Source organism: Nocardia sp. NPDC102475 (genome assembly GCF_055584605.1).
Genome location: NZ_JBVJLS010000034.1, coordinates 1 through 21,396 on the forward strand (window position 1 = coordinate 1; position 21,396 = coordinate 21,396).

The window sequence follows — 21,396 nt, forward strand, 5'->3', positions numbered from 1 at the left end:
CATCTCCCGGCAGCGACACGCCAACACCTAACGCCTACAAGCGATTTCGTGGCAGCGACACCGGCATCAACTCACTTCTTAAACACTCCCTAGGTGCGTGTCGAAATCTGCTGGACCGCCCAGCCATTGCCGTCCGGATCGGAGAAGAAGTAGAAGCCGCAGCCGCAGCCGCAGCCGCAGCCGCAGCCGCAGCCGAAATCATCGCTCGTTGCGCGGTTTCCAGCGCCACGCGAATTCACCCGCCTCCGGCGGCGGACCGGGCAGTTCACCTTTTCCCGACAGACCGGCGATCAGCATGGCGAGCACGCGTCTGCGCAGTTCCGCGGTTCGGGCCTGGTCCGGCATGGCGATGGCTGCGCATGATTCCAGGACGAGACCGAGGTCGTTGGCATTGGCATCCGCGCGCAGCCGGCCGGAGGCGTGCGCCCGCCGGACCAGTTCCTCGGTGACCTCCCCCGAATGCATGATGTCCGGCAGCATCGACTCGTCCGGGGTGAAGGTGCCCGCCAAATGCACGGTCAACGAGTGCACATCCGCGTCGACGACCCGTTGCAGGAATCCGATCAGACCGTGCCAGCCGTCCGAATCCTCCAGTGCGGCATCGGCTTCGGCGTTATAGCGGCGTAGGCCCTCGTGACAGAGGGTGCGTAGCAGCACCTCCTTGCTCGGATAGCGGCGGTAGAGGGCGCTGATGCCCACTCCGGCTCGCTCGGCGACGGCGGCGATGGGGGCGTTGGCGTCGGCGAGGAAGACCGCGCGGGCCGCCTCGAGGATGAGCCCGTCGTTGCGGGCGGCCTGCGCCTTACGGCCGGGCAGACCCTTCTGAGCTGGGGCATCGGATGTCTTCGGCATGAGTTCAGATTAGCACTTGAAACGGAATGATCCGTTCTGCTACTGTTCAAACAGAACGAAGCATTCCGTTTCACAAGGAGTAGAGATGACCGACATCACCCCCTTCCGCATCGCCGTCCCGCAGGCTCAGCTCGACGACTTGGCCGACCGGCTGTCCCGAGCCCTCTACCCGAACGAATTGCCCGGCGTCGGCGACGCCTACGGCGTACCGAACGAGCGGGTGCGGGATCTCGCCGAGTACTGGCTGGAACGCTTCGACTGGCGCGCGCTGGAGGCGAAGCTGAACTCCTACCCGCAGTTCACCACCGAGATCGACGGCGAAGATATCCACTTCCTGCACATCAGGTCCTCCCGGCCGGATGCGCTGCCGGTGGTCCTGACCCACGGCTGGCCGGGTTCGGTGCTCGAATACCTCGATGTCATCGCGCCGCTGACCGAGCCGGAATCGGCCGATGAGCCCGCCTTCCACCTGGTCATCCCGTCGCTGCCGGGATTCGGGTTCTCCGGGCCGACCCGCAGCACCGGATGGGGCACCGTCCGCACTGCCGCGGCCTGGGCGGAGCTGATGGGCCGACTGGGCTACGCGCGCTACGGCGCCATCGGCAACGACGGTGGCTCGATGGTCTCACCGGAGATCGGACGGCTGGATTCCGATCACGTCGTCGGAGTGCATGTGACGCAGCTGTTTTCGTTCCCGTCCGGTGATCCATCGGAGTTCGACGGGCTGTCCGAGGAGGACATGGCGGCGCTGCAGCACCTGCAGTGGTTCCATGAGAACAAGATGGCCTTCAACGCCTTGCACAGCCAGCAGCCGCAGACGCTGGCGTTCGCGCTGGCCGATTCGCCGGTCGGATTGCTCGGCTGGAATGCGCAACTGTTCGGCGAGAGCCTCGACGAGGAGTTCGTGATCGGCAATGTGGCCATCTACTGGCTGACCGGAACGGCCGGGTCGTCGCTGCGGTTCTACTACGAGAATGCGCACAGCGCGCAGCAGCCGAGCGGACCGACCACGGTGCCGACCGGATTGGCGATGTTCAAGGGTGATTTCCAGTCGATTCGCCGGTTCGCCGAGCGCGATCACAGCAACATCGTCAGCTGGAATTCTTACGACGTCGGCTCCGTCCAAGGCGGCCCGAACGACGCGGCCGGACACTACGCCGCGCATGAGGCACCGCAGGTGATCGTCGCCGATATCCGGCAGTTCTTCGCCAAGCTCAGCTGAGCGCACGCAGCGCAACGGCCCGCATCCGTTTTCCGGACGCGGGCCGTTGCGCGTTCCCCAGCAGAGACCCTCTCTTATGTCTTCGAGACGCACGGCCATGGTTCGTCTCGCTCTCCGTTGATGTACTGGATTCACCAACAGCTCAACAGCTTTCAACACCCGCGGTGCGAGCGTCAGGCCCGGAGGCGGCAGCCTGCGTAACCACGTAGGGCCCGGGAGCACCGCAAATACAACACAGGAGAACATCATGCGTATCGCAATCTTCGGAGCCACCAGCACCGTCGGTCGGCTGGTCGTCGACCAGGCGCTCGAGCAGGGGCACGAGGTCACCGCCTTCACTCGCAATGCGGCGAGTGTCGGGCAGCGGCACGAGCGGTTGCACATCGTCGAGGGCGATGTGCTGGATACGAATTCGGTGGAGCGGGCCGTTGCCGGGCAGGACGCGGTGCTGATCTCGCTGGGTGCGGGCCGTAAGGGTGTCATCCGGGCCGAAGGCACCCGCGCGGTACTCGAGGCGATGAACCGGACCGGCGTCGAGCGCCTGATCTGCCAGACCACCCTGGGTGTCGGCGACAGCCGCGGCAACCTGAACTTCCTCTGGAAGTACGTGATGTTCGGGATGCTGCTGCGCGAGGCCTACGCCGACCACGTCAAGCAGGAAGAATACGTCCGCGCCAGCAACCTCGACTGGACCATCGTGCGCCCGAGCGCCTTCACCGACGGCCCCCGCACCAACGCCTTCCGTCAGGGCTTCCCCGCCGACGCCAAGGGCCTCTCCCTCAAAATCGCCCGCGCCGACATCGCCGCCTTCATGCTCACCCAACTCACCGACCCCACCTACACCCACCAGGCCCCCGCCATCTCCAACTAGTGGCCGAGAATGCGGTGGTGGCGGGGCACTCTCGACGGTTGCCTGCGTGGATGCATGGTGAACGGTTGTCCAGGTCAGTGCTGGTGGAGAGTGCCCCAGGCGGGGAAGGGGTCGGGGTAGGTGGTCCAGGTGGTGGGGCCTGCGCTGAGTTCGTCGTCGGTGAGGAGGGCGGCGTCGAGGAGGGCGCGGATGTGGGTGGTGTCGAGTTTTATGCCGATGAAGACGATTTCCTGGCCGGCGGGGACTTCGAGGGCGGACCACCAGGCGGCGGGCTCGAAGGTGAGGTTGGGACCGGCTTGGGACCAGATCGCGGCGAGGTCGGGGCGGCTGGCCAGCCAGCAGAAACCCTTGCTGCGCAACATGCCTCGGAGTTGAGTGAGGGCATCGGCGAGGCGCTCGGGGTGGAATGGGCGGTCGGCGGTGTAGGTGAGGCTGCGGATGCCGTATTCCTCGGTTTCCGGGGTGTGGCCGCCCGCCAGTTCCTCGGCCCAGCCATCGGATTCGGCGGCCACCACCGGGTTGTAGCGGCCGGTCGCGAGGACCTCCGCGAGATCTACCGCTCCCTTCTCGGTGCGCAGCACATGGGCGCGTGGATTGAGCCGTCGCACAGTGGCTTCCACGGTTCCGGCGGCATTGGCGCTGACCAGGTCGGTCTTGTTGATCAGCAGGACATCGGCGAATTCGACCTGATCGACCAGCAAGTCGGCGATGGTGCGCGTATCGCCGTAGCCCGCTTCGAGATTGCGCTCGACGAGGGCCTGCCCGCGGGCGATTTCGGCGAGGAAGGTGGATGCGTCCACCACGGTGACCATGGTGTCCAGGCGGGCGATATCGCCGAGTTTGAAGCCGTCCTCGAATTCCCAGTCGAAGGTCGCGGCGACCGGCATCGGCTCGGAGATGCCGGTGGATTCGATGACCAGCTGATCGAAGCGGCCCGCGCGGGCGAGCCTGCCGACCGCCTCGATCAGATCCTCGCGCAGCGTGCAGCAGATGCAGCCATTGGTCAGTTCGACCAGCTTCTCCTCGGTGCGGTCCAGGTGTCCCTGCCCGGCAACGAGCGCGGCATCGATATTGACCTCGCTCATGTCGTTGACGATGACCGCGACCCGGCGACCGTCGCGATTGGCCAGGATGTGGTTGAGCAGGGTCGTCTTGCCCGCGCCGAGGAAGCCGGAGAGCACGGTGACGGGCAGCAGATCAGGGGTCGATGAAGAGGTCACACCTTAACGATAATGGTTTTCATTTAGTTGCGTTCACGCGGCTGCGGATTTCACCACCGCCGACGACATTGCGGCTGTCGCCATTGGTTGGCAGAAACCGCTGGAAGGTGAGGGACATTCGTGCGATCCAACGCGGGGGCCGCCGCACTGCATAGGTATGCGATCGGGCAGATCGGGATGGTCGGGCCGACGCTGAGTAGGGTCTGGGATGTGAAATTCCTGCCGCTCGTGCCCGACGGGCAGACCCCGGTTCGCGTACTCACTATCGCCGGGACCGATTCCGGCGGCGGCGCGGGTATTCAGGCAGATTCGCGGACCATGGCCCTGTGCGGGGTGCACGCATGCGTGGCGGTGGCCGCAGTGACGGTGCAGAACTCGGTCGGGGTGAGCGGGTTCCACGAGATTCCGCCGCAGGTCGTGGCCGATCAGGTGCGCGCGGTCGTCGGGGATATCGGGGTCGGAGCCGCCAAGACCGGGATGTTGGCTTCGACCGCGATCATCGAGTCGGTCGCGGCGGTGTGTCAGGAAGTCGGGATCGGGCGGGATCGGACGCCACTGGTGGTCGATCCGGTCGCGGCATCCATGCACGGCGATCCACTGCTGCACGAGGAGGCGCTGGACGCCGTGCGGCACACGCTGATTCCGCTGGCCACGGTGGTTACGCCGAATCTCGACGAGGTGCGGCTGATCACCGGGATCGAGGTCATCGACGACGCCTCGGCGCGCAAGGCGGCGGAGGCGCTGCACCAGCTCGGGGCGCAGTGGGCAATCGTCAAGGGCGGCCATCTGCGATCCTCGGCGGTGAGCACCGACCTGCTCTTCGACGGCGATCGCTTCCTCGAGTTCACCGCGCCGCGGATTACCACCGGCAACGACCACGGCGGCGGCGACACCTTGGCCGCGGCCATCGCATGCGCACTCGCCAATGGCTACTCGGTCCCGGATGCCGTCGAATTCGCAAAGGACTGGACCTACCGCTGCCTGGCCGCCTCCTACGACCTCGGCGCAGGTCACGGCCCCGTTTCCCCGTTGTGGCGGCTGTCCGCCTCCTGACCCCCGGCTTGCCGCTGTACCAGGGATGCCGCCGTCACCAGTCATGCGGACTTCGGCGGTCCAGTGGGTTCCGAAACTTGTCGGTGGGTGGGGTCATACTGTGGGCATCGCAGACACCGTTGGCCTCGATGATGCGGTTGACGAGAACGATGGGGTTCGAAGTGGATGCGGGAGCCGACCGCTAATGGCGCGCTCGCGGTCGGTGCGTACAAGTCAGTCGCTGGAGAACGCGAGGTGCAGCGGTTGGTCCGCGTCCATGCGGATGCCGTTCAGTCGCGCATTGGCCTCGGCCAGTGCCGAGATGATCTCGGCCAGATAGGCAACGAACTTCTCGATCGGCATGGTGTGTTCCTGTAGCCGGTTCGCACCGAGCCACCAGTCGGTGGCCGAGGCCACCGCACCGAATACCGAATAGTTGACGAGTTCCACGCTGGACACCTCGACGGATTTGTCGGCGAGCAGTCCGGTGAACAGATCCGCGGCCCGCTTGGCCGATTGCCGAGCCGACTGTAGCGCCCGCTCGGATTCATCGACTCGCTGCGTGAAGTGGCTGTGCAGCATGAACCGGAAGACATTGGGGTGCTCGGAAACCACGAGCACATATTCGGCTGCGCCCCGCCGAATCAACTCGCGCGCAGAATCATTCGTCAGATCGGCGCTGGAAACGATCCGCTCCCACAGCATGTCGCGAACCCGGTCGACAATCGCGTTGTACAGATCGGTCTTATCCTCGAAGTGCCGATAGAGTTTGGGCTTGGCCGCCCCGGCCTCCTTCGCGATATCGCCCATGCTCACCTCGGGCCCGAACTTGTCCAGCGCCCGAAACGCCGCATCGACGAATTCCGCCCGGACCTTCACCCGATGCTCCCGCCACCGCTCGGTCCGAGCGTCGACCCGCCTGGGCGTCCCCGCATCCACTCCCCGCCCACTGCGCATCACAAATCCGACCGTACCAATACCTGCACCCGACCTCGGTAGACGCGGTTGCCGAAACGGCAACAAAGTTGGCGCTGTCGCGGACCCTGCGTACATCATGCGAACAGGGTCGATGGACCGAGATACGCGACTTCGATGGGAGAACGACGCATGACCGAGAGCACCACTTCTGGCAATACCCAGGAGTTCTGGGAGGGGTTCTATCAGGATCGGGATCAGGTGTGGACCGGGAATCCCAATCCGTTGTTGGTGCGAGAGGCCGTGGAGCTCGAGCCGGGGACCGCGTTGGACCTCGGATGTGGTGAGGGTGCGGACGCTGTTTGGCTCGCGGGGCGCGGGTGGCGCGTTACCGCGGTCGATGTGTCCCCGACAGCGCTGCGGCGTGCGGCTGTCCATGCCGACGAGGCGGGCGTCGGGGAACACATCACGTTCGCGGAACATGATCTGGCGCAATCGTTTCCGGACGGAGAGTTCGATCTGGTTTCGGCGCAGTTCTTTCATTCGCCGGTGGCGCAGGAGCAGGAGCGGACGAAGGTTCTGCGGCGTGCTGCGGAGGCGGTGGGTGTCGGCGGGGTCTTGTTGATTGCGGGGCATGCGGGGTGGCCGACGTTTGTCGAGGATCGGCATGACGTGCACTTCCCGACGATGGATGAGGTGCTCGACGGGCTGGCTCTCGGGCCGGACTGGAACGTGGAGACCAAGGATGCGGTCGAGCGGGAAGTCACGTGGCCGGAGGGGCAGGTGGGGCTGCGTACCGACACCGTGTTGCGGATTCGGCGAGTGCGGTAGCCACGGTCCCCAGGAACCTCACAGGTAGAGCCCAGCTAGGGTCCAGCGCGGTTCGCGAGGGTAGTCACCATGACCGAATCGACGACCGCCGCGCACCGGGCGGAAATGACCGAAACGGTGATCACGCCCGTGCTGGACGTCGTGATCCCCGTCTACAACGAAGAGGCCGACCTGGGTGTCTGCGTACGGCGGCTGCACGCCTACTTGCGCGACGGGTTCCCGTTCCCGGCGCGGATCACCGTAGCCGACAATGCGAGCACCGATGACACCATGCAGGTCGCGCAGCTGCTCGCCGATGAACTCGATGACGTGCGGGTCGTGCACCTCGACGCCAAGGGCCGCGGCCGCGCACTGCGCGCGGTGTGGGAACACTCCGACGCCCAGGTGGTCGCCTACATGGACGTGGATCTGTCCACCGACCTCAATGCGCTGCTGCCCCTGGTCGCTCCGCTGATCTCGGGCCACTCCGATCTGGCCATCGGCACCCGGCTCGACGCGGCATCGCGAGTCGTGCGCGGGCCCAAGCGCGAGATCATCTCGCGCTGCTACAACCTGATCCTGAAAGCCTCACTGCAGGCGCGCTTTTCGGATGCGCAATGCGGTTTCAAGGCAATGCGCACCGATGTCGCGCGGCGACTGCTGCCGCTGGTGGAGGACGGTGAATGGTTCTTCGACACCGAGCTCCTGGTGCTCGCCGAGCGGGCCGGGCTGCGCATCCACGAGGTACCGGTCGACTGGATCGACGATCCGGACAGCCGGGTCGACATCATCGACACCGCGCGCAAGGATCTGCTCGGCGTGTGGCGACTGCTGCGCGGACTGACCACCGGTGCGCTGCCGTTGGACGAGCTGCGCCGCTCGGTCGGCCGTGAACCATTGGTACCCGGTGTGCCGTTGGGGATGGTCGGGCAGGTGGTGCGGTTCGCGATAGTCGGCGTCATCTCCACGCTCGCTTATATGCTGCTGTACCTGGTGTTGCAGCCCATGACCGGCGCGCAGGTCGCGAACTTTGTCGCGCTGCTGATCACCGCGGTCGGCAACACTGCCGCCAACCGCGCCTTCACCTTCGGGGTGCGTGGGTCGAATGGCGTTGTGTCACACCAATTCCAGGGTCTGCTGATCTTCGGCTTCGGCTTGTTGGTCACCAGCGGATCGTTGTTCGCCCTGCACCGTTGGGCACCCGACGCCGCCGTTCATCTGGAATTGTTCGTACTCGTGGTCGCCAATCTCATTGCCACGCTGATCCGATTCGTCGGCCTGCGCTGGGTCTTCCGTAACCCGACTGCCACCCGCACGGCGCTGGTCACCGAGGGCGGACAGCAGTGACGGCTACGCTCACGCCAGAGTCGACAGCGGTACCGCCGCGATCGCGCCCCGAGCGCGAGATCGGCTGGGAATACCCGGCATTGGCGGTACTGCTGCTCGGCACCGGAATCGCCTACCTGTGCAACCTCAGTGCCAGCGGGTGGGCGAATTCCTTCTATTCCGCTGCGGCACAGGCGGGTTCGGAGTCCTGGAAGGCCTTCTTCTTCGGCTCCTCGGATGCCGCGAACTCGATCACCGTCGACAAACCACCGGCCTCGCTGTGGTTGATGGAACTGTCGGTGCGGGCGTTCGGACTGAATTCCTGGAGCATCCTGGTTCCGGAGGTGCTGCTCGGCGTCGCCTCGGTGGCACTGGTGTGGGCGACGGTGCGCAGGCCCTTCGGCCCGGCGGCCGGACTCATCGCCGGACTGGCGCTCGCGGTGACGCCCGTCGCCGCACTGATGTTCCGTTTCAACAACCCGGATGCGCTGCTGGTATTCCTGATGATCGCGGCAGCCTGGGCAATGACCAGGGCCGTCGAGGACGGACGCACCCGCTGGCTGGTACTCACCGGCGTCTTCATCGGATTCGGATTCCTCACCAAGCAATTGCAGGTGCTGCTGGTGGTGCCGACACTGGCGCTGACCTATCTGTTCGCCGGCCCGCCCAAACTCGGCAAGCGGATCCTGCAGCTGCTCGCGGCGGGTTTGTCGATGATCGTCGCGGCCGGCTGGTGGCTGCTCGCGGTCGAACTGTGGCCCGCATCTTCGCGACCGTGGATCGGTGGGTCGCAAAACAATTCGATTGTCGAACTCACTCTCGGCTACAACGGTCTCGGTCGCTTGAACGGCAATGAACACGGCAGCGTCACTCCCGGCGGTGGCGATATGCCGCGCGGTGGCGGCGGCGCCGGCGGCATGTGGGGCAGCACCGGCATCACCCGGATGTTCGAACCGGCGCAGGGCGGTCAGATCGCGTGGCTCATCCCTGCCGCATTGGTCGCGCTGGTCGCGGGAATTCTGTTGCGCGGCAAGGCAGCTCGCACCGATGGAAGGCGCGCGGCGCTGATCCTGTGGGGCGGATGGCTGCTGGTGACCGGGCTGACCTTCAGCTTCATGGCGGGCATCTTCCACCAGTACTACACGGTGGCACTGGCTCCGGCGGTCGCCGCATTGGTCGGTATCGGCGCGGTTCAGCTGTGGCGGGATCGGCACCGGCTGTGGGTCCGGTTGTTCGCGGGGCTCGCGGTCGGCCTGACCACCGCGACGTCGTGGATGTTGTTGTCGCGCAGTTCGAGCTTCGTGCCGTGGTTGCGCTGGGCGGTGCTGGTGGTCGGCGTGCTCGCGACCATCGCGGTACTGCTGCCCGCACCACGGAAGGTGGCGCTGGTCGCGGCATTGGCCGCCGCATTCACCGGATTCGCCGGGCCCGTCGCGTATTCCGCCCAGACAATTTCGACCGGACACGAGGGCGGGATCCCGTCGGCGGGACCGAATGTCGGGAGGTTCGGGATGTTCGGTCCTCCCCCGTGGGCCGAGGCCGGGATGGCGGCGGGACCGAACGCCGAGATGTTCGCGACGTTCGGACCTCCCCCCTTTGCCGATGGTGGCGCGCAAGGTAAACGCCCCGGCGAAACCAACCTGCACGGCACCAACGAGTCCGCGGGCAATCCGATGATGGGCGGCCCCGCCGGCGGTCTGCTCGGCGCGAGCAGGCCGAGTGAGAAGGTCATCGCGCTGCTGGAAAGCAATGGCTCCGACTACACCTGGGTCGCCGCGGCCACCGGCTCCAACAGTGCCGCCGGATTCCAGCTGGCCACTGAACTGCCGGTCATGCCGGTCGGCGGCTTCAACGGCAGCGATCCCTCGCCGACCTTGGATCAGTTCAAGCAGTATGTCGCCGACGGAAAGATCCACTACTTCATCGGCAGCGGCAGTCGCGGCGGCGAGGATGGCGGTTTCGGTTTCGGCCGCTCCGGCACCAGCAGTGAGATCAGCAAGTGGGTGGAAGAACACTTCACCGCGACCGAAGTCGACGGCATCACCCTGTACGACCTGACCGCCGCCCGCTGATCCACACTGGCGGGATCCGCACCCCTTCGGGGAACCCGCATCGGGTGCGGATCCCGACAACCGGTGCGGGTTGGCACGCAAACTAATTCGCCCGGTGCGTGTGCACCGGGCGAATCGCGTTGTGGGTCAGGCGTATGTGGCCTCGAGCCACTCGGCGAACGTCGGACCCGCCAGCTTCGCGTGCGAACCCGGCAGCAGCGCACCGTTCTCGAACTGCTCACGATCCAGATTCGCCGGATCACTCGACTCGATCACCTGGGCAGGAGCACCGAGCTTTGCCGCGAGCAGACCGGCCGCACCCGCCATGGTCTCCGGCTGCGGACCCGCGATCTCTGGGAACGGCCCGTCGAGCGACTCCGGCGCGGGATGCACCGCCAATTCCACCAGCGCCTCGGCCACCGCGCGTGCGGCGACCAACTGGGTGCGCATCTTAGGCAGGTAGGCGACCTCGCCCTGGGTCCCCCACTGCACCATCACCTCGACCAACTCGTGGAACTGCGCGGCCCGCAGAATCTGCACCGGCAGCGGCCCTTCCAGCAGCGCGGCCTCATGCGCCAGCTTCGCGGCGTTGTATCCGGCGAGCGATCCGTCGATGCCGATGATGGACACCACGACCAACCGCTCGACACCGGCCTTCTGGCCCGCCTCGTGCAGGTTGCGCGCCGCGGCCCGGAAGAATTCGGTCGCGATGGTCTGGTCCGCGGACGGCGTGCTGGACGCGTCGATGACGACATCCACACCGTCGAGCGCTTCCACGAGCCCGATGCCGGTCTCGATATCCACACCGTTGGCCCGGGAGAATGCGACGACCTCGTGTCCCTGCTCGTTCAGCACGTCCACGACGTGGCGGCCCAGCCGTCCGGTCGCTCCGGCCACTCCGTAGCGACTGCTTGCAGGTCGCTCGAAAGGATCAGCGATCTTCTTGGTATTCGACATGATTCCCGCTCCTGTTTTTCGCTGCGCTGTTCCGCTTTCACAGAGAGGACGACGCAGGACGCACGAGTGTGACATGCCGCTTCGGACCGATCCTCGAGATCCCTTTACCTGGTTCCTCGAAATCCTCTTAATGCGGCATTCATTCGAAACCCTTTCGCACGCCGCGAACTCCGGGAATGATGATCCAGTTGCGCCAACTCCGACCATCAGGAAAAACGTGAGAAGCATTTCGAGATTCGTCCTAACCGTCATCGGCGCACTCGTCGCCATCGCGCTCACCGTCGGCTTCGCCTCGACCGCATCGGCCGCACCGGGTGAAGCGCCCCAGCCGACCGCACCGGTCGCGACCGCACCGATCGCCGCGGCCGCCGAACCGACCCCGCAGGCCGACCTCATCGGGCAGTGCCTGGCGCCCGGCGACACCATCGAGGTCAGGACGCTGGTCGGTGGTCTGGTCGGCGCCACCATCGGCGGCATCGCGGGCCTGCCCCTCTTCTTCGTCGGCGCTATTCCGGGACTGGTCATCGGTGGACTCCTCGGCGTCCTCATCGGTTCCACCTCCTACGCGGTCGACGAGGGCCACATGCAGCAGGCTGGGCTCTGCTGACAGCGAATTCCCTTTAGTGGCAAGCTGTTAGCGTGTTGCGCAGGGCGGGAAGCGGCTCGCCGAGCTGCTGCCCGATGTGCCGACAGGACCGCGAGCGAATATCGCGGTCCTCATCGGCGCGTGCGTCGAGGGTGGTGCGGATCCCGTGGTTCCGGCATGTGGCACCGGCCAAGGATTCGAACGAGGACTAGCGGCTCACGCCTAGTCCGCCCGGCAACTCAGCAGAGCGCCGGGAGTCAGGACCGCGGGGCGTGCAGTGCGGCGTGCAGCGTCGCCGCCCATTGGGAGACGATCTGCTTGCGGCGCGCCGAGTCATCGGTCAGGACATCGGCCAGCCCGAGGCCGCGCGCCATATCCAGCGTTGCCTGAACGAGGTGATGGGCGACCGGATCGGCGTCGTCCACGCCGAGCGCCTCCACCGCCCGCCGATGCGATCTGCGCCCGAATTTGGCTTCCAGCGGCACAATTCGCTCCCGCAGCGCGGGATCGGCGGCCGCATGCGTCCACACCTGCAGCGCCGCCTTGAACAGCGGGCTGGTGAAGGATTCGACCAGCCCGGCCACCACCGCCTCGGTGCGCTCGACCCCCTCGGCCAGCGCGGCCACCGACTTCGCCTCGTCCTTGGCCTGCTGGGTGCGGGTGTCGAACATGTACTCGAGTGCGGCGGTGATCAGATCTTCCCTGGTCGGGAAGTGATGCTGGGCCGCGCCCCGTGACACCCCGGCGCGTTCCGCGACGACCGAGACCGTGGCCGCCGCCCAGCCCATTTCGGCCAGGCAATCGATGGTCGCCTCGAGCAGGCGCTGCCGGGTGGCCCGGCTGCGGTCCTGCTTGGGTTCGTGCGGCGCCACTGGGGGCCTCGAGATCGCTGCCATGGCGCTATTCTGCCCAGCTCGGTGGACGGCGCTGCAAAAAGGCCAGCATGCCCTCGTGCACCTCGGGTGTGCCGAAGAAGCTCGCCGAGCGGGCGGCGAGTTCCCCGGCGGAGCTGTCGAATTCGGCCAGGATGCCCGCGTTGACCAGTCGCTTGGCCTCGGCGAGACCCTGCGGGGAGCCCTTGCGCAGCTCCGCGCACAGCCGGGCCACCTCGGCCGCGGGATCGTCGGCGGTGATGGTGACCAGGCCGATCTGCTCGGCGATATCCGCGCCGAACTTCTCGCCGGTGAGGTAGTAGCGACTGGCCGCGCGCGGGCTGAGCCGCGGCAACAGGGTCAGCGAAATCATGAACGGCGCCAACCCGATTCGCACCTCGGTGAGTGCGAAACTGCTGCCGGGACCGGCGACGACGAGGTCACAGGCCGCGACGATGCCCATGCCGCCCGCGCGCACATTGCCGTCGATCTGCGCGATGATCGGCTTCGGCGTTTCGACGAGTCTGCGCAGTACGCCGATCATCACCCGGGTGCGCTCATCGGCGGCCACCGCCGGATCGGCATTGCTGGCCTCGGTGAGGTCCGCGCCCGCGCAGAAGGTATTGCCGGTGTGCGCGAGCACGATGCCGCGGACGGCGGGATCCGCCGCGGCATCGTCGAGGCCCTGAAGCAACTCGGCGACCAATCGCGACGACAGCGCGTTGCGGTTGTGCGGCGAATCCAGGGTCAGCGTGGCGAACCCGCTGCGCACCTCATACCGCACATACGGAGCGGTAGACGTTTCGGTCATCGAGCCTCCTCTAGTACGACTTGGGCAGGCCGAGGGAGTACTGGGCGACAAAGTTCAGCACCATTTCCCGGCTGACCGGCGCGATGCGGCCGATGCGGGCCGCGGCGAGCATAGCGGCGAGGCCGTATTCCTTGGTGAGGCCCGCGCCGCCGTGGGTCTGGATGGCCTGATCGAGCGCCTTGATACTGGCTTCCGCCGCAGCGTATTTCGCCATATTCGCGGCCTCGGCCGCACCCATCTCATCGCCCGCGTCGTAGAGCGTCGCGGCCTTCTGCATCATCAGCCTGGCCAGCTCCACCTCGACCTTCACCGCGGCGAGCGGATGCGAAATGCCTTGGTGCGCACCGATCGGCGTCTTCCACACCGTGCGTTCCTTGGCGTATTCGACAGCACGGTCGATGGCGTAGCGCCCCATCCCGACTGCCATGGCCGCGCCCATGATGCGCTCCGGGTTGAGGCCCGCGAACAGCTGCATGAGTGCGGCATCCTCCTTGCCTACCAGGGCATCCGACGGCAGGCGCACGTCATCGAGGAACAGCGTGAACTGGTGGTCCGGCTCGATGATGTCCATTTCCTGCGGCGTCTTGACGAAGCCGGGGGCATCGGTGGGCACGATGAACAGCGCGGGCTTGAGCTTGCCGGTCTTGTGGTCCTCGGTGCGCGACACGATGAGCACTGCCTCGGCCTGGTCCACGCCGGAAATGAAGATCTTGCGGCCGTTGAGGATCCAGTCGTCACCATCGCGACGCGCGGTGGTGGTGATCTGGTGCGAGTTCGAACCCGCGTCGGGTTCGGTGATGCCGAAGACCATCTTGGCCGTGCCGTCGGCGAGTTTGGGCAGCCACTGCTGCTTCTGCTCATCGGTGCCGTATTTGGTGATGATGGTGCCGCAGATGGCCGGTGAGACCACCATCAGCAGCAGGCCCGCGCCCTGCGCGGACAGCTCCTCCATGACCAGCGCGAGCTCGTACATGCCCGCGCCACCGCCGCCGAACTCCTCCGGCAGATTCACGCCGAGGAACCCGAGTTTGCCTGCCTCATCCCACAATTCGGTGAGCGGTTCGTTCCTGCGCGCCTTCGGCAGCACGTAATCGCGGAAGCCGTACTTCGCGGCCAGCCCGGCGACCGCGGCCCGCAGTGCCTTCTGCTCTTCGGTTTCGATAAAGCTCATGAGTTCTCCTGGGATTCGGTGGGCTCGACGACGGCGAGCACGGCGCCGACATCGACCTGCTGCCCGACGGTGACGTTGAGGGCGCTGAGCACGCCGGCGGCGGGCGCGGAGATGGTGTGCTCCATCTTCATGGCCTCCAGCCACAGAATCGGCTGGCCCTGTTCGACGGCACCGCCGACCTCCGCGCCGATGCGAATCACGCTGCCAGGCATGGGCGCGAGCAGTGAACCGTGCGCGACCTGATCGGCCGGATCGCTGAAGCGCGGCAGTCTGCGCACCGACACGGGTCCGAGCGGGGAATCCACGCAGACCAGATCGCCGTAGCGAGCGATATCGAATTGCCTACGCACCAGGCCACGTTCGCCCGGAACCGCGAGGACCACGCACTCGGGGCCTGCCTGCACCGATTCGAGTCCATCGTGACCGTCCACCGCGACACCGGTTCGGGTGAAGCGGTAACCGATGTCATGTGTTCCGCTGGTGCGGCTTTCGTACGACTTGTGTTGTGACCGGGACGGCAGATTCCGCCAGCCCACGGGTAGCCCGCCGCCGACCCTGGCCGCCTTCCGGTTCGCCGCGGCATCCGCGAGTGCGGCGGCGACGATGGACAGTGCCTCATCGGCCTCGGACACCAAAGGCGCGGAGAGCGAATCCAATCCGTGCGTTTCGAAGAATGCGGTATCGGTGTCCCCGGCCAGGAATGCCGAATGCCGCAGCACCCGCACCAGTAGATCGCGGTTGGTCACCAGACCGTGAATCTTGGCCCGCTGCAATGCCGTTGCCAACAGCCGTGCCGCGTCGCCGCGGGTCTCGGCGTAGGAGATGACCTTCGCGAGCATCGGGTCGTAGTGCACACCGACAACCGAACCGTCCACCACACCGGTATCCAGACGCACGCCCGGTCGATCGAGCACATCGAATTCGGTTACCACCGAAGGGATATCGAGCCGATGCACCGTCCCGCTCTGCGGCTGCCACTCGTTCGCGGGATCCTCGGCATACAGCCGCACCTCGATCGAGTGCCCACGCAGCGGCGGCGGCGCGGCAGCCAACTCGCCGCCCGCCGCGACCTCCAGCTGAGTCCGAACCAGATCCAGTCCGGTGGTGCATTCGGTGACCGGATGTTCCACCTGCAGCCGGGTGTTCATCTCCAAGAAGAAGAAGTCGCCCGCCTCGTCGGCGAGGAATTCCACGGTCCCGGCACCGGTGTAGCCGATCGCACCAGCCGCCAGCTTGGCCGCCTCGAACAGCCGCTCACGCATGCTCTGTCCATCGGCCATGCGCGCGGGCCCTGCGTGGTCACGCTCCGCTACCGCCTCCGGGCCTGACGCGCGCATGGCGTCGATCCGCTCGACCAGCGGCGACGGCGCCTCCTCGACCACCTTCTGGTGGCGGCGCTGAATGGAGCATTCCCGCTCGCCGACGGCCCAGATGGTGCCGTGGGTATCGGCCATGACCTGGACCTCGATATGTCTGCCGGTCTCCAGGTACCGCTCGCAGAACACCGTCGGATCGCCGAATGCCGATTCGGCTTCCCGGCGCGCGGCGGCGATCTGCGGTTCCAGATCGGCGAGTTCGCGCACCACACGCATGCCGCGCCCGCCACCACCGGCGGAGGCCTTGATCAGCACCGGCAGCTGCGCCGCGGTGACCTCGTCGGGATCGAGTTCGGCGAGTACCGGTACTCCGGCCGCGTCCATCATCTTCTTGGATGCGACCTTCGAACCCATCTGCTCGATGGCCTCGACCGGCGGGCCGATCCACACCAGTCCGGCCGCCAGTACAGCCCGTGCGAATTCCGCATTCTCGGAAAGGAATCCGTAACCGGGATGGATGGCGTCGGCACCGGTGGCCAGGGCGGCCTCGATGATCAGCTCGCCGCGCAGGTAGGTCTCGGCCGGGGTGTTGCCCGGAAGACGCACCGCCGCATCGGCTTCTACGACATGCGGTGCCGCGGCATCCGCATCGGAGTAGACCGCGACCGTGCCGATCCCCATGCGACGACAGGTGGCGAATACCCGGCGGGCGATCTCACCGCGATTGGCTACCAGAACAGTGGTGAAAGACATGACCCTCACATCCGGAAGACGCCGAAGCCATCGGCGCCCTTGACTGGGGCATTGTGAATGGCCGACAACGCCATTCCCAATACCGTGCGGGTATCACGGGGATCGATCACACCGTCGTCGTACAGCCGCCCCGACATGAACATCGGCAGCGATTCGGCCTCGATCTGCGCCTCCACCATCGCCCGCATCCCGGCATCGGCCTCCTCGTCGAACGGAATGCCCTTGGACTCGGCGGCAGCCCGGCCCACGATCGAGATCACACCGGCCAGCTGCGCACCGCCCATGACAGCGGATTTCGCACTGGGCCAAGCGAAGACGAACCGCGGGTCGTAGGCGCGGCCGCACATACCGTAATGGCCCGCACCGTAGGACGCGCCCATCAGGAGCGAAATATGCGGCACCTTCGAATTCGAGACCGCGTTGATCATCATCGCGCCGTGTTTGATGATGCCCTTCTGTTCGAACTCCTTGCCAACCATGTAGCCGGTGGTGTTGTGCAGGAACAGCAGTGGCGTATTCGACTGGTTGGCCAGCTGAATGAACTGGGTCGCCTTCTGCGACTCCTCCGAGAACAGCACGCCGCGCGCATTGGCGAGAATGCCGACCGGATAGCCGTGCAGTTCCGCCCATCCGGTGACCAGGCTGCTGCCGTAGAGCGGTTTGAATTCGTCGAAATCGGAGCCGTCGACGACGCGGGCGATCACCTCGCGCGGATCGAACGGAATCTTCAGATCGGACGGGACGATGCCGAGCAGATCCTCCGGGTCGTACAGCGGCTCGATCACCTCGGCGCGCGGTGCCGGGCCCTGCTTCTTCCAGTTCAGGCGCTTGATAATCGAGCGGCCGATGCGGATGGCGTCCTGCTCGTCGACCGCCAGATAATCGGCCAGACCCGAGACGCGCGCGTGCATATCCGCGCCACCGAGCGATTCGTCATCGGATTCCTCACCGGTGGCCATCTTGACCAGTGGCGGTCCGCCGAGGAATACCTTGGAGCGCTCCTTGATCATCACCGTGTAGTCGGACATGCCAGGGACGTAGGCACCGCCTGCGGTCGAATTACCGAAAACCAAAGCAATGGTGGGGATTCCGGCCGCCGATGCCCTGGTGAGGTCGCGAAACATCCGCCCGCCGGGTACGAAGACTTCCTTCTGCGTCGGCAGATCCGCACCGCCGGATTCGACGAGTCCGATCACCGGTAGCCGGTTCTGCATGACGATGTCGTTCATGCGCAGGTTCTTGCGCAACGTCCACGGATTCGAGGTGCCGCCGCGCACCGTCGGATCCGGCGCGACGATCATGCATTCGACGCCCTCGACAATGCCGATACCGCACACCACGCTCGCACCGACGTGGAAGTCGCTGCCCCACGCGGCAAGTGGGCACAGTTCCAGGAATGGCGAATCCTCGTCGATGAGCAGTTCGATGCGCTCGCGCGCGGTGAGCTTGCCGCGCTTGCGATGCCTGGCCAGCTTATCCGGGCCACCGCCCGCGATAGCCTTGGCGAATTCGGCCTCTACCTCGGTAAGTTTGGTGGTCATGGCCTCGGCCGCGGCCGTGTACTCCGGCGATGCGGTATCGAGCGTGGTGCGTAGTGTCGTCAAGACTGGTACCCCAATCGTTTCGCCGCCAGTCCGGTCAGGATTTCGGTGGTGCCACCGCCGATGCCGAGAATGCGGATATCGCGGTACTGCCGCTCGACCTCGGATTCGCGCATATAGCCGAGGCCGCCGAACAACTGCACGGCCTGATTGGCCACCCATTCGCCCGCCTCAACGGCGGTGTTCTTGGCGAAGCACACCTCGGCGATCAGATCCGTTTCGCCATCCGCGCTGTATCCACCCACCCCGCCGACTCCGTCGGCTACCGTCCCCCAGTGCTGCACCACATCTCGGGTGTAGACGCGGGCCACGTCGGTGCGGCGGGCCATTTCGGTCACAGTGTTCTGCACGGCCTGCCTGCTGATCAGCGGGCGACCGAAGGTCTCGCGGTTGCGCACCCAGTCCAGGGTCAGGTCCAGGCAGCGCTGGGCCTGCGAATACGCCTGCACCGCGAGCCCGACCCGCTCGCTGACGAATGCACCGGCGATCTGATAGAAGCCGGAATTCTCCGGTCCGACCAGATTCTCCACCGGCACCCGAACATCCACGTAGGACAGTTCGGCGGTGTCGGAGGCCAGCCAGCCCATCTTGTCGAGCTTGCGGCTGACCGTGAAGCCCGGCGTGCCCTTCTCCACCACCAGCAGCGAAATCCCGCCAGAGCCGGGGCCGCCCGTGCGCACGGCGGTCACCACGAAATCGGCGCGCACACCCGAGGTGATGTAGGTCTTGGCCCCATTGACGATGTAGTGGTCGCCATCGCGGCGCGCGGTGGTGGCGAGGTGGCCGACGTCGGAGCCGCCGCCGGGTTCGGTAATGGCGAGCGAGCCGATCTTCTCCCCGGCCAGTGTCGGTCGTGCGAAGCGTTCGATCAGGTCTTCATTGCCGGAGGCGATGATGTGCGGCACCGCGATACCGCAGGTGAACAGCGAGGCGAACAGGCCGCCCGAGCAGCCGGCCTGATGCATTTCCTCGCAGACGATCATGGCGTCGATACCGTCACCGCCGGAACCGCCTGCGGATTCCGGGAATTGGATGCCGAGCAGGCCGAGCGCTCCGGCCTTCTTGTGCAGTTCGCGCGGGATCTCGCCGTCGCGCTCCCAGGCGTCGAGGTACGGAAGAACTTCGCGCTCGGCGAAACCCCGTACAGTGGCGCGCAATTCGCGCCGTTCCGGCGTATTCCACGGACTCATAGCAACTCCAATGGGATATCAACATGACGCGAGCGCAGCCATTCGCCGAGCCCCTTTGCCTGCGGATCGAAGCGGGCCTGATAGGCCACACCCTGTCCGAGCAGACCCTCGATGATGAAGTTCACGGCACGCAGATTCGGCAGTACGTGCCGGGTGACGGTCAGCGGCGCGGCCTCGGGCAGCAGTTCCTTGATCCGCTCCACCGTCAGCGTATGCGCCAGCCAGCGCCACTGCTCATCGGTGCGAACCCACACGCCGATATTGGCATTGCCGCCCTTATCGCCGCTGCGGGCCAACGCGATCGCGCCCAACGGTGCCCTTCGAGTTTCGCTGGCAGGCAACGGCTCCGGAAGTTCCGGCTCCGCCACCTCCGCCAACTCCAGCGTGTCCGCGGCGGGTGCGATATCAACGCGAGTGCCCTGCGGCAGCACCGCCGCATGCGGCACCTCGGCGGCATCGACGAATCCCGGTGTGTACACGCCGTACGGCGAACCATTGCCAGGCAGGCTGGTGAAGTTGGTACCCGGATAACTGGCCAACGCCAGCTCGACCGCGACATTGGAGAACGAGCGGCCGACCTTGTTCGGATCCGGATCGCGAACCACGCAGCGCAGCAAAGCGCTTGCCTGCTCCTCGGTTTCGGCATCCGGCCGGTCGAGACGCGCTAGCGTCCAGGTCAATTCCGCAGGCCGCACCGGCAGCCAGGACTCCAGCTGTCGTTGCGCCAGTTCGGCTTTCGCTTCGATATCGAGTCCGGTGAGCACGAACTCCATCTCATTGCGGAAACCACCGAGAGTGTTGAGCGACACCTTGAGCTGCGGCGGCGGCGCTTCGCCGCTCACACCGCTGATCAACACGCGATCCGGACCTTCTTGACTCAGCTCGATCGTATCCAGCCGCGCTGTGACATCCGGCCCCGCATAACGAGCACCCTGGATCTCGTACATCAGCTGTGCCGCAACGGTATCCACCGTGACCGCGCCGCCCGTGCCCTGATGCTTCGTGATGACGCCGCTGCCGTCCCCGCGCACTTCGGCGATCGGGAAACCGGGCCGTCCGAGATCGGCCAGCTCGGTAAAGAATGCGAAGTTACCGCCGGTGGCCTGGGTACCGCACTCGATGACATGTCCGGCCACGACCGCACCGGCCAGCTGGTCATAATCGGTTCGCCCCCAACCGAAATGAGCGGCGGCCGGGCCGACGATCACCGAGGCGTCGGTGACCCGGCCGGTGACCACGATATCCGCGCCCGCATTCAAACATTCGACGATGCCCCAGGCGCCGAGATAGGCATTCGCGGTCAGCGGTGATCCGAGGCCGAGCTCGCCCGCCCGGCCGAGCAGGTCGTCACCCTCGACGTGCGCGACTTTGGCATCCAGTCCGAGATCCGCCGCAACCTTGCGCAGCTTCTCCGCGAGCCCGGCCGGGTTGAGACCGCCCGCATTGGTGACGATCTGAACATTGCGTTCCAGCGCCAGCCCGAGGCAGTCCTCGATCTGCCGGACGAAGGTCTTGGCATAGCCGAGGCTGGGATCTTTCATCCGGTCGCGGCCGAGGATCAGCATGGTCAACTCGGCGAGATAGTCCCCGGTGAGCACATCGAGCTGCCCGCCATCGAGCATCTCCCGCATGGCGCTGAGCCGATCACCGTAGAACCCGGAACAGTTGCCGATTCGGATCAGCTCCGGATCGGCGGCCAGCATACTCATCAGCTGGAAGGCCCTCCTGTGCGGCGAACCGTCCCGGCGCGCCGCGTTGCGCCGCCGGTGGAGTCCGCGTTCCGGAGTCCAGCATCACACCCGGTCCAGAAAAAAGCAAGCACGCGTGCTTGTTAATCGAG

General features: G+C 66.0%; 18 protein-coding genes. 7 read left to right on the forward strand and 11 right to left on the reverse strand.

Annotation, left to right across the window (positions count from 1 at the left end):
* Positions 1-198 precede the first annotated feature (198 nt).
* Complete coding sequence (locus ACZ60G_RS39210) at positions 199-852, reverse strand: TetR/AcrR family transcriptional regulator (protein WP_465817029.1); 654 nt, start codon at positions 850-852, stop codon at positions 199-201.
* Positions 853-937: 85 nt separating this feature from the next.
* Between ACZ60G_RS39210 and ACZ60G_RS39215 the strand changes: the two genes are divergently transcribed.
* Positions 938-2,074 (forward strand): epoxide hydrolase family protein, encoded by a 1,137-nt coding sequence (locus ACZ60G_RS39215; protein ID WP_465817030.1) that lies wholly within the window; start codon positions 938-940, stop codon positions 2,072-2,074.
* Between the two features lie 247 nt (positions 2,075-2,321).
* Positions 2,322-2,945, forward strand: a complete 624-nt coding sequence (locus tag ACZ60G_RS39220) for an NAD(P)-dependent oxidoreductase (RefSeq protein ID WP_465817031.1) — start codon at positions 2,322-2,324, stop codon at positions 2,943-2,945.
* Between the two features lie 74 nt (positions 2,946-3,019).
* Here ACZ60G_RS39220 and ACZ60G_RS39225 read toward each other — a convergent pair whose 3' ends face one another.
* Positions 3,020-4,165, reverse strand: coding sequence for a GTP-binding protein (locus ACZ60G_RS39225; protein WP_465817032.1), 1,146 nt, complete (start codon positions 4,163-4,165; stop codon positions 3,020-3,022).
* Between the two features lie 210 nt (positions 4,166-4,375).
* On the opposite strand from ACZ60G_RS39225, the gene thiD reads away from it, so the two are divergent.
* A complete protein-coding gene (gene thiD, locus ACZ60G_RS39230) occupies positions 4,376-5,218 on the forward strand; it encodes a bifunctional hydroxymethylpyrimidine kinase/phosphomethylpyrimidine kinase (protein ID WP_465817102.1) in 843 nt (280 codons plus the stop codon).
* A 213-nt stretch (positions 5,219-5,431) separates the two neighbouring features.
* Here thiD and ACZ60G_RS39235 read toward each other — a convergent pair whose 3' ends face one another.
* Entirely contained in the window at positions 5,432-6,154 is a 723-nt protein-coding gene (locus ACZ60G_RS39235; protein WP_465817103.1) for a TetR/AcrR family transcriptional regulator, read from the reverse strand.
* A 150-nt stretch (positions 6,155-6,304) separates the two neighbouring features.
* Here ACZ60G_RS39235 and ACZ60G_RS39240 point away from each other — a divergent pair, with 150 nt between their 5' ends.
* The 3 genes from ACZ60G_RS39240 to ACZ60G_RS39250 all read left to right on the forward strand — a co-directional run bounded on the left by ACZ60G_RS39240 (position 6,305) and on the right by ACZ60G_RS39250 (position 10,320).
* Positions 6,305-6,943, forward strand: coding sequence for a class I SAM-dependent methyltransferase (locus tag ACZ60G_RS39240; protein ID WP_465817033.1), 639 nt, complete (start codon positions 6,305-6,307; stop codon positions 6,941-6,943).
* Between the two features lie 69 nt (positions 6,944-7,012).
* A complete protein-coding gene (locus ACZ60G_RS39245; protein ID WP_327094245.1) occupies positions 7,013-8,269 on the forward strand; it encodes a bifunctional glycosyltransferase family 2/GtrA family protein in 1,257 nt (418 codons plus the stop codon).
* The gene (locus ACZ60G_RS39250) at positions 8,266-10,320 is read left to right on the forward strand and encodes an ArnT family glycosyltransferase (protein ID WP_465817034.1); all 2,055 of its coding nucleotides are present in this window, start codon (positions 8,266-8,268) and stop codon (positions 10,318-10,320) included. The genes ACZ60G_RS39245 and ACZ60G_RS39250 overlap by 4 nt, the downstream gene beginning before the upstream one ends.
* A gap of 126 nt (positions 10,321-10,446) precedes the next feature.
* On the opposite strand, the gene ACZ60G_RS39255 is transcribed toward ACZ60G_RS39250, so the two are convergent.
* Positions 10,447-11,256 carry an SDR family oxidoreductase gene (locus ACZ60G_RS39255; RefSeq protein ID WP_465817035.1) on the reverse strand — a complete coding sequence of 270 codons (810 nt, stop codon included), beginning with the start codon at positions 11,254-11,256 and terminating at the stop codon, positions 10,447-10,449.
* Between the two features lie 217 nt (positions 11,257-11,473).
* Here ACZ60G_RS39255 and ACZ60G_RS39260 point away from each other — a divergent pair, with 217 nt between their 5' ends.
* On the forward strand, positions 11,474-11,863 hold the full coding sequence (locus tag ACZ60G_RS39260) for a hypothetical protein (RefSeq protein ID WP_387294584.1): 390 nt from the start codon (positions 11,474-11,476) through the stop codon (positions 11,861-11,863).
* A 236-nt stretch (positions 11,864-12,099) separates the two neighbouring features.
* On the opposite strand, the gene ACZ60G_RS39265 is transcribed toward ACZ60G_RS39260, so the two are convergent.
* From ACZ60G_RS39265 to ACZ60G_RS39295, 7 genes are read right to left on the reverse strand one after another with little or no spacing between them, the layout of a single operon-like run.
* Positions 12,100-12,738, reverse strand: coding sequence for a TetR/AcrR family transcriptional regulator (locus tag ACZ60G_RS39265; protein WP_387294582.1), 639 nt, complete (start codon positions 12,736-12,738; stop codon positions 12,100-12,102).
* 4 nt (positions 12,739-12,742) lie between these two features.
* Entirely contained in the window at positions 12,743-13,525 is a 783-nt protein-coding gene (locus ACZ60G_RS39270; protein ID WP_465817036.1) for an enoyl-CoA hydratase family protein, read from the reverse strand.
* 10 nt (positions 13,526-13,535) lie between these two features.
* Positions 13,536-14,696: an acyl-CoA dehydrogenase family protein gene (locus tag ACZ60G_RS39275; protein WP_465817037.1), complete on the reverse strand. Its 1,161-nt coding sequence runs from the start codon at positions 14,694-14,696 to the stop codon at positions 13,536-13,538.
* Complete coding sequence (locus ACZ60G_RS39280; protein WP_465817038.1) at positions 14,693-16,765, reverse strand: acetyl/propionyl/methylcrotonyl-CoA carboxylase subunit alpha; 2,073 nt, start codon at positions 16,763-16,765, stop codon at positions 14,693-14,695. Before ACZ60G_RS39280 ends, ACZ60G_RS39275 begins: the two co-directional genes overlap by 4 nt.
* Before the next feature lie 5 nt (positions 16,766-16,770).
* On the reverse strand, positions 16,771-18,369 hold the full coding sequence (locus ACZ60G_RS39285) for an acyl-CoA carboxylase subunit beta (protein WP_465817039.1): 1,599 nt from the start codon (positions 18,367-18,369) through the stop codon (positions 16,771-16,773).
* A complete protein-coding gene (locus tag ACZ60G_RS39290; RefSeq protein ID WP_465817040.1) occupies positions 18,366-19,556 on the reverse strand; it encodes an acyl-CoA dehydrogenase family protein in 1,191 nt (396 codons plus the stop codon). Before ACZ60G_RS39290 ends, ACZ60G_RS39285 begins: the two co-directional genes overlap by 4 nt.
* Positions 19,553-21,265: an acyclic terpene utilization AtuA family protein gene (locus tag ACZ60G_RS39295; protein ID WP_465817041.1), complete on the reverse strand. Its 1,713-nt coding sequence runs from the start codon at positions 21,263-21,265 to the stop codon at positions 19,553-19,555. Before ACZ60G_RS39295 ends, ACZ60G_RS39290 begins: the two co-directional genes overlap by 4 nt.
* Positions 21,266-21,396 lie beyond the last annotated feature (131 nt).

Bases quoted from the DNA above. Each gene is read 5' to 3' on its own strand.
- ACZ60G_RS39210 (WP_465817029.1), bottom strand. From the start codon at position 852: ATGCCGAAGACATCCGATGCCCCAGCTCAGAAGGGTCTGCCCGGCCGT.
- ACZ60G_RS39215 (WP_465817030.1), top strand. From the start codon at position 938: ATGACCGACATCACCCCCTTCCGCATCGCCGTCCCGCAGGCTCAGCTC.
- ACZ60G_RS39220 (WP_465817031.1), top strand. From the start codon at position 2,322: ATGCGTATCGCAATCTTCGGAGCCACCAGCACCGTCGGTCGGCTGGTC.
- ACZ60G_RS39235 (WP_465817103.1), bottom strand. From the start codon at position 6,154: ATGCGCAGTGGGCGGGGAGTGGATGCGGGGACGCCCAGGCGGGTCGAC.
- ACZ60G_RS39240 (WP_465817033.1), top strand. From the start codon at position 6,305: ATGACCGAGAGCACCACTTCTGGCAATACCCAGGAGTTCTGGGAGGGG.
- ACZ60G_RS39245 (WP_327094245.1), top strand. From the start codon at position 7,013: ATGACCGAATCGACGACCGCCGCGCACCGGGCGGAAATGACCGAAACG.
- ACZ60G_RS39255 (WP_465817035.1), bottom strand. From the start codon at position 11,256: ATGTCGAATACCAAGAAGATCGCTGATCCTTTCGAGCGACCTGCAAGC.
- ACZ60G_RS39265 (WP_387294582.1), bottom strand. From the start codon at position 12,738: ATGGCAGCGATCTCGAGGCCCCCAGTGGCGCCGCACGAACCCAAGCAG.
- ACZ60G_RS39270 (WP_465817036.1), bottom strand. From the start codon at position 13,525: ATGACCGAAACGTCTACCGCTCCGTATGTGCGGTATGAGGTGCGCAGC.
- ACZ60G_RS39275 (WP_465817037.1), bottom strand. From the start codon at position 14,696: ATGAGCTTTATCGAAACCGAAGAGCAGAAGGCACTGCGGGCCGCGGTC.
- ACZ60G_RS39280 (WP_465817038.1), bottom strand. From the start codon at position 16,765: ATGTCTTTCACCACTGTTCTGGTAGCCAATCGCGGTGAGATCGCCCGC.
- ACZ60G_RS39290 (WP_465817040.1), bottom strand. From the start codon at position 19,556: ATGAGTCCGTGGAATACGCCGGAACGGCGCGAATTGCGCGCCACTGTA.
- ACZ60G_RS39295 (WP_465817041.1), bottom strand. From the start codon at position 21,265: ATGAGTATGCTGGCCGCCGATCCGGAGCTGATCCGAATCGGCAACTGT.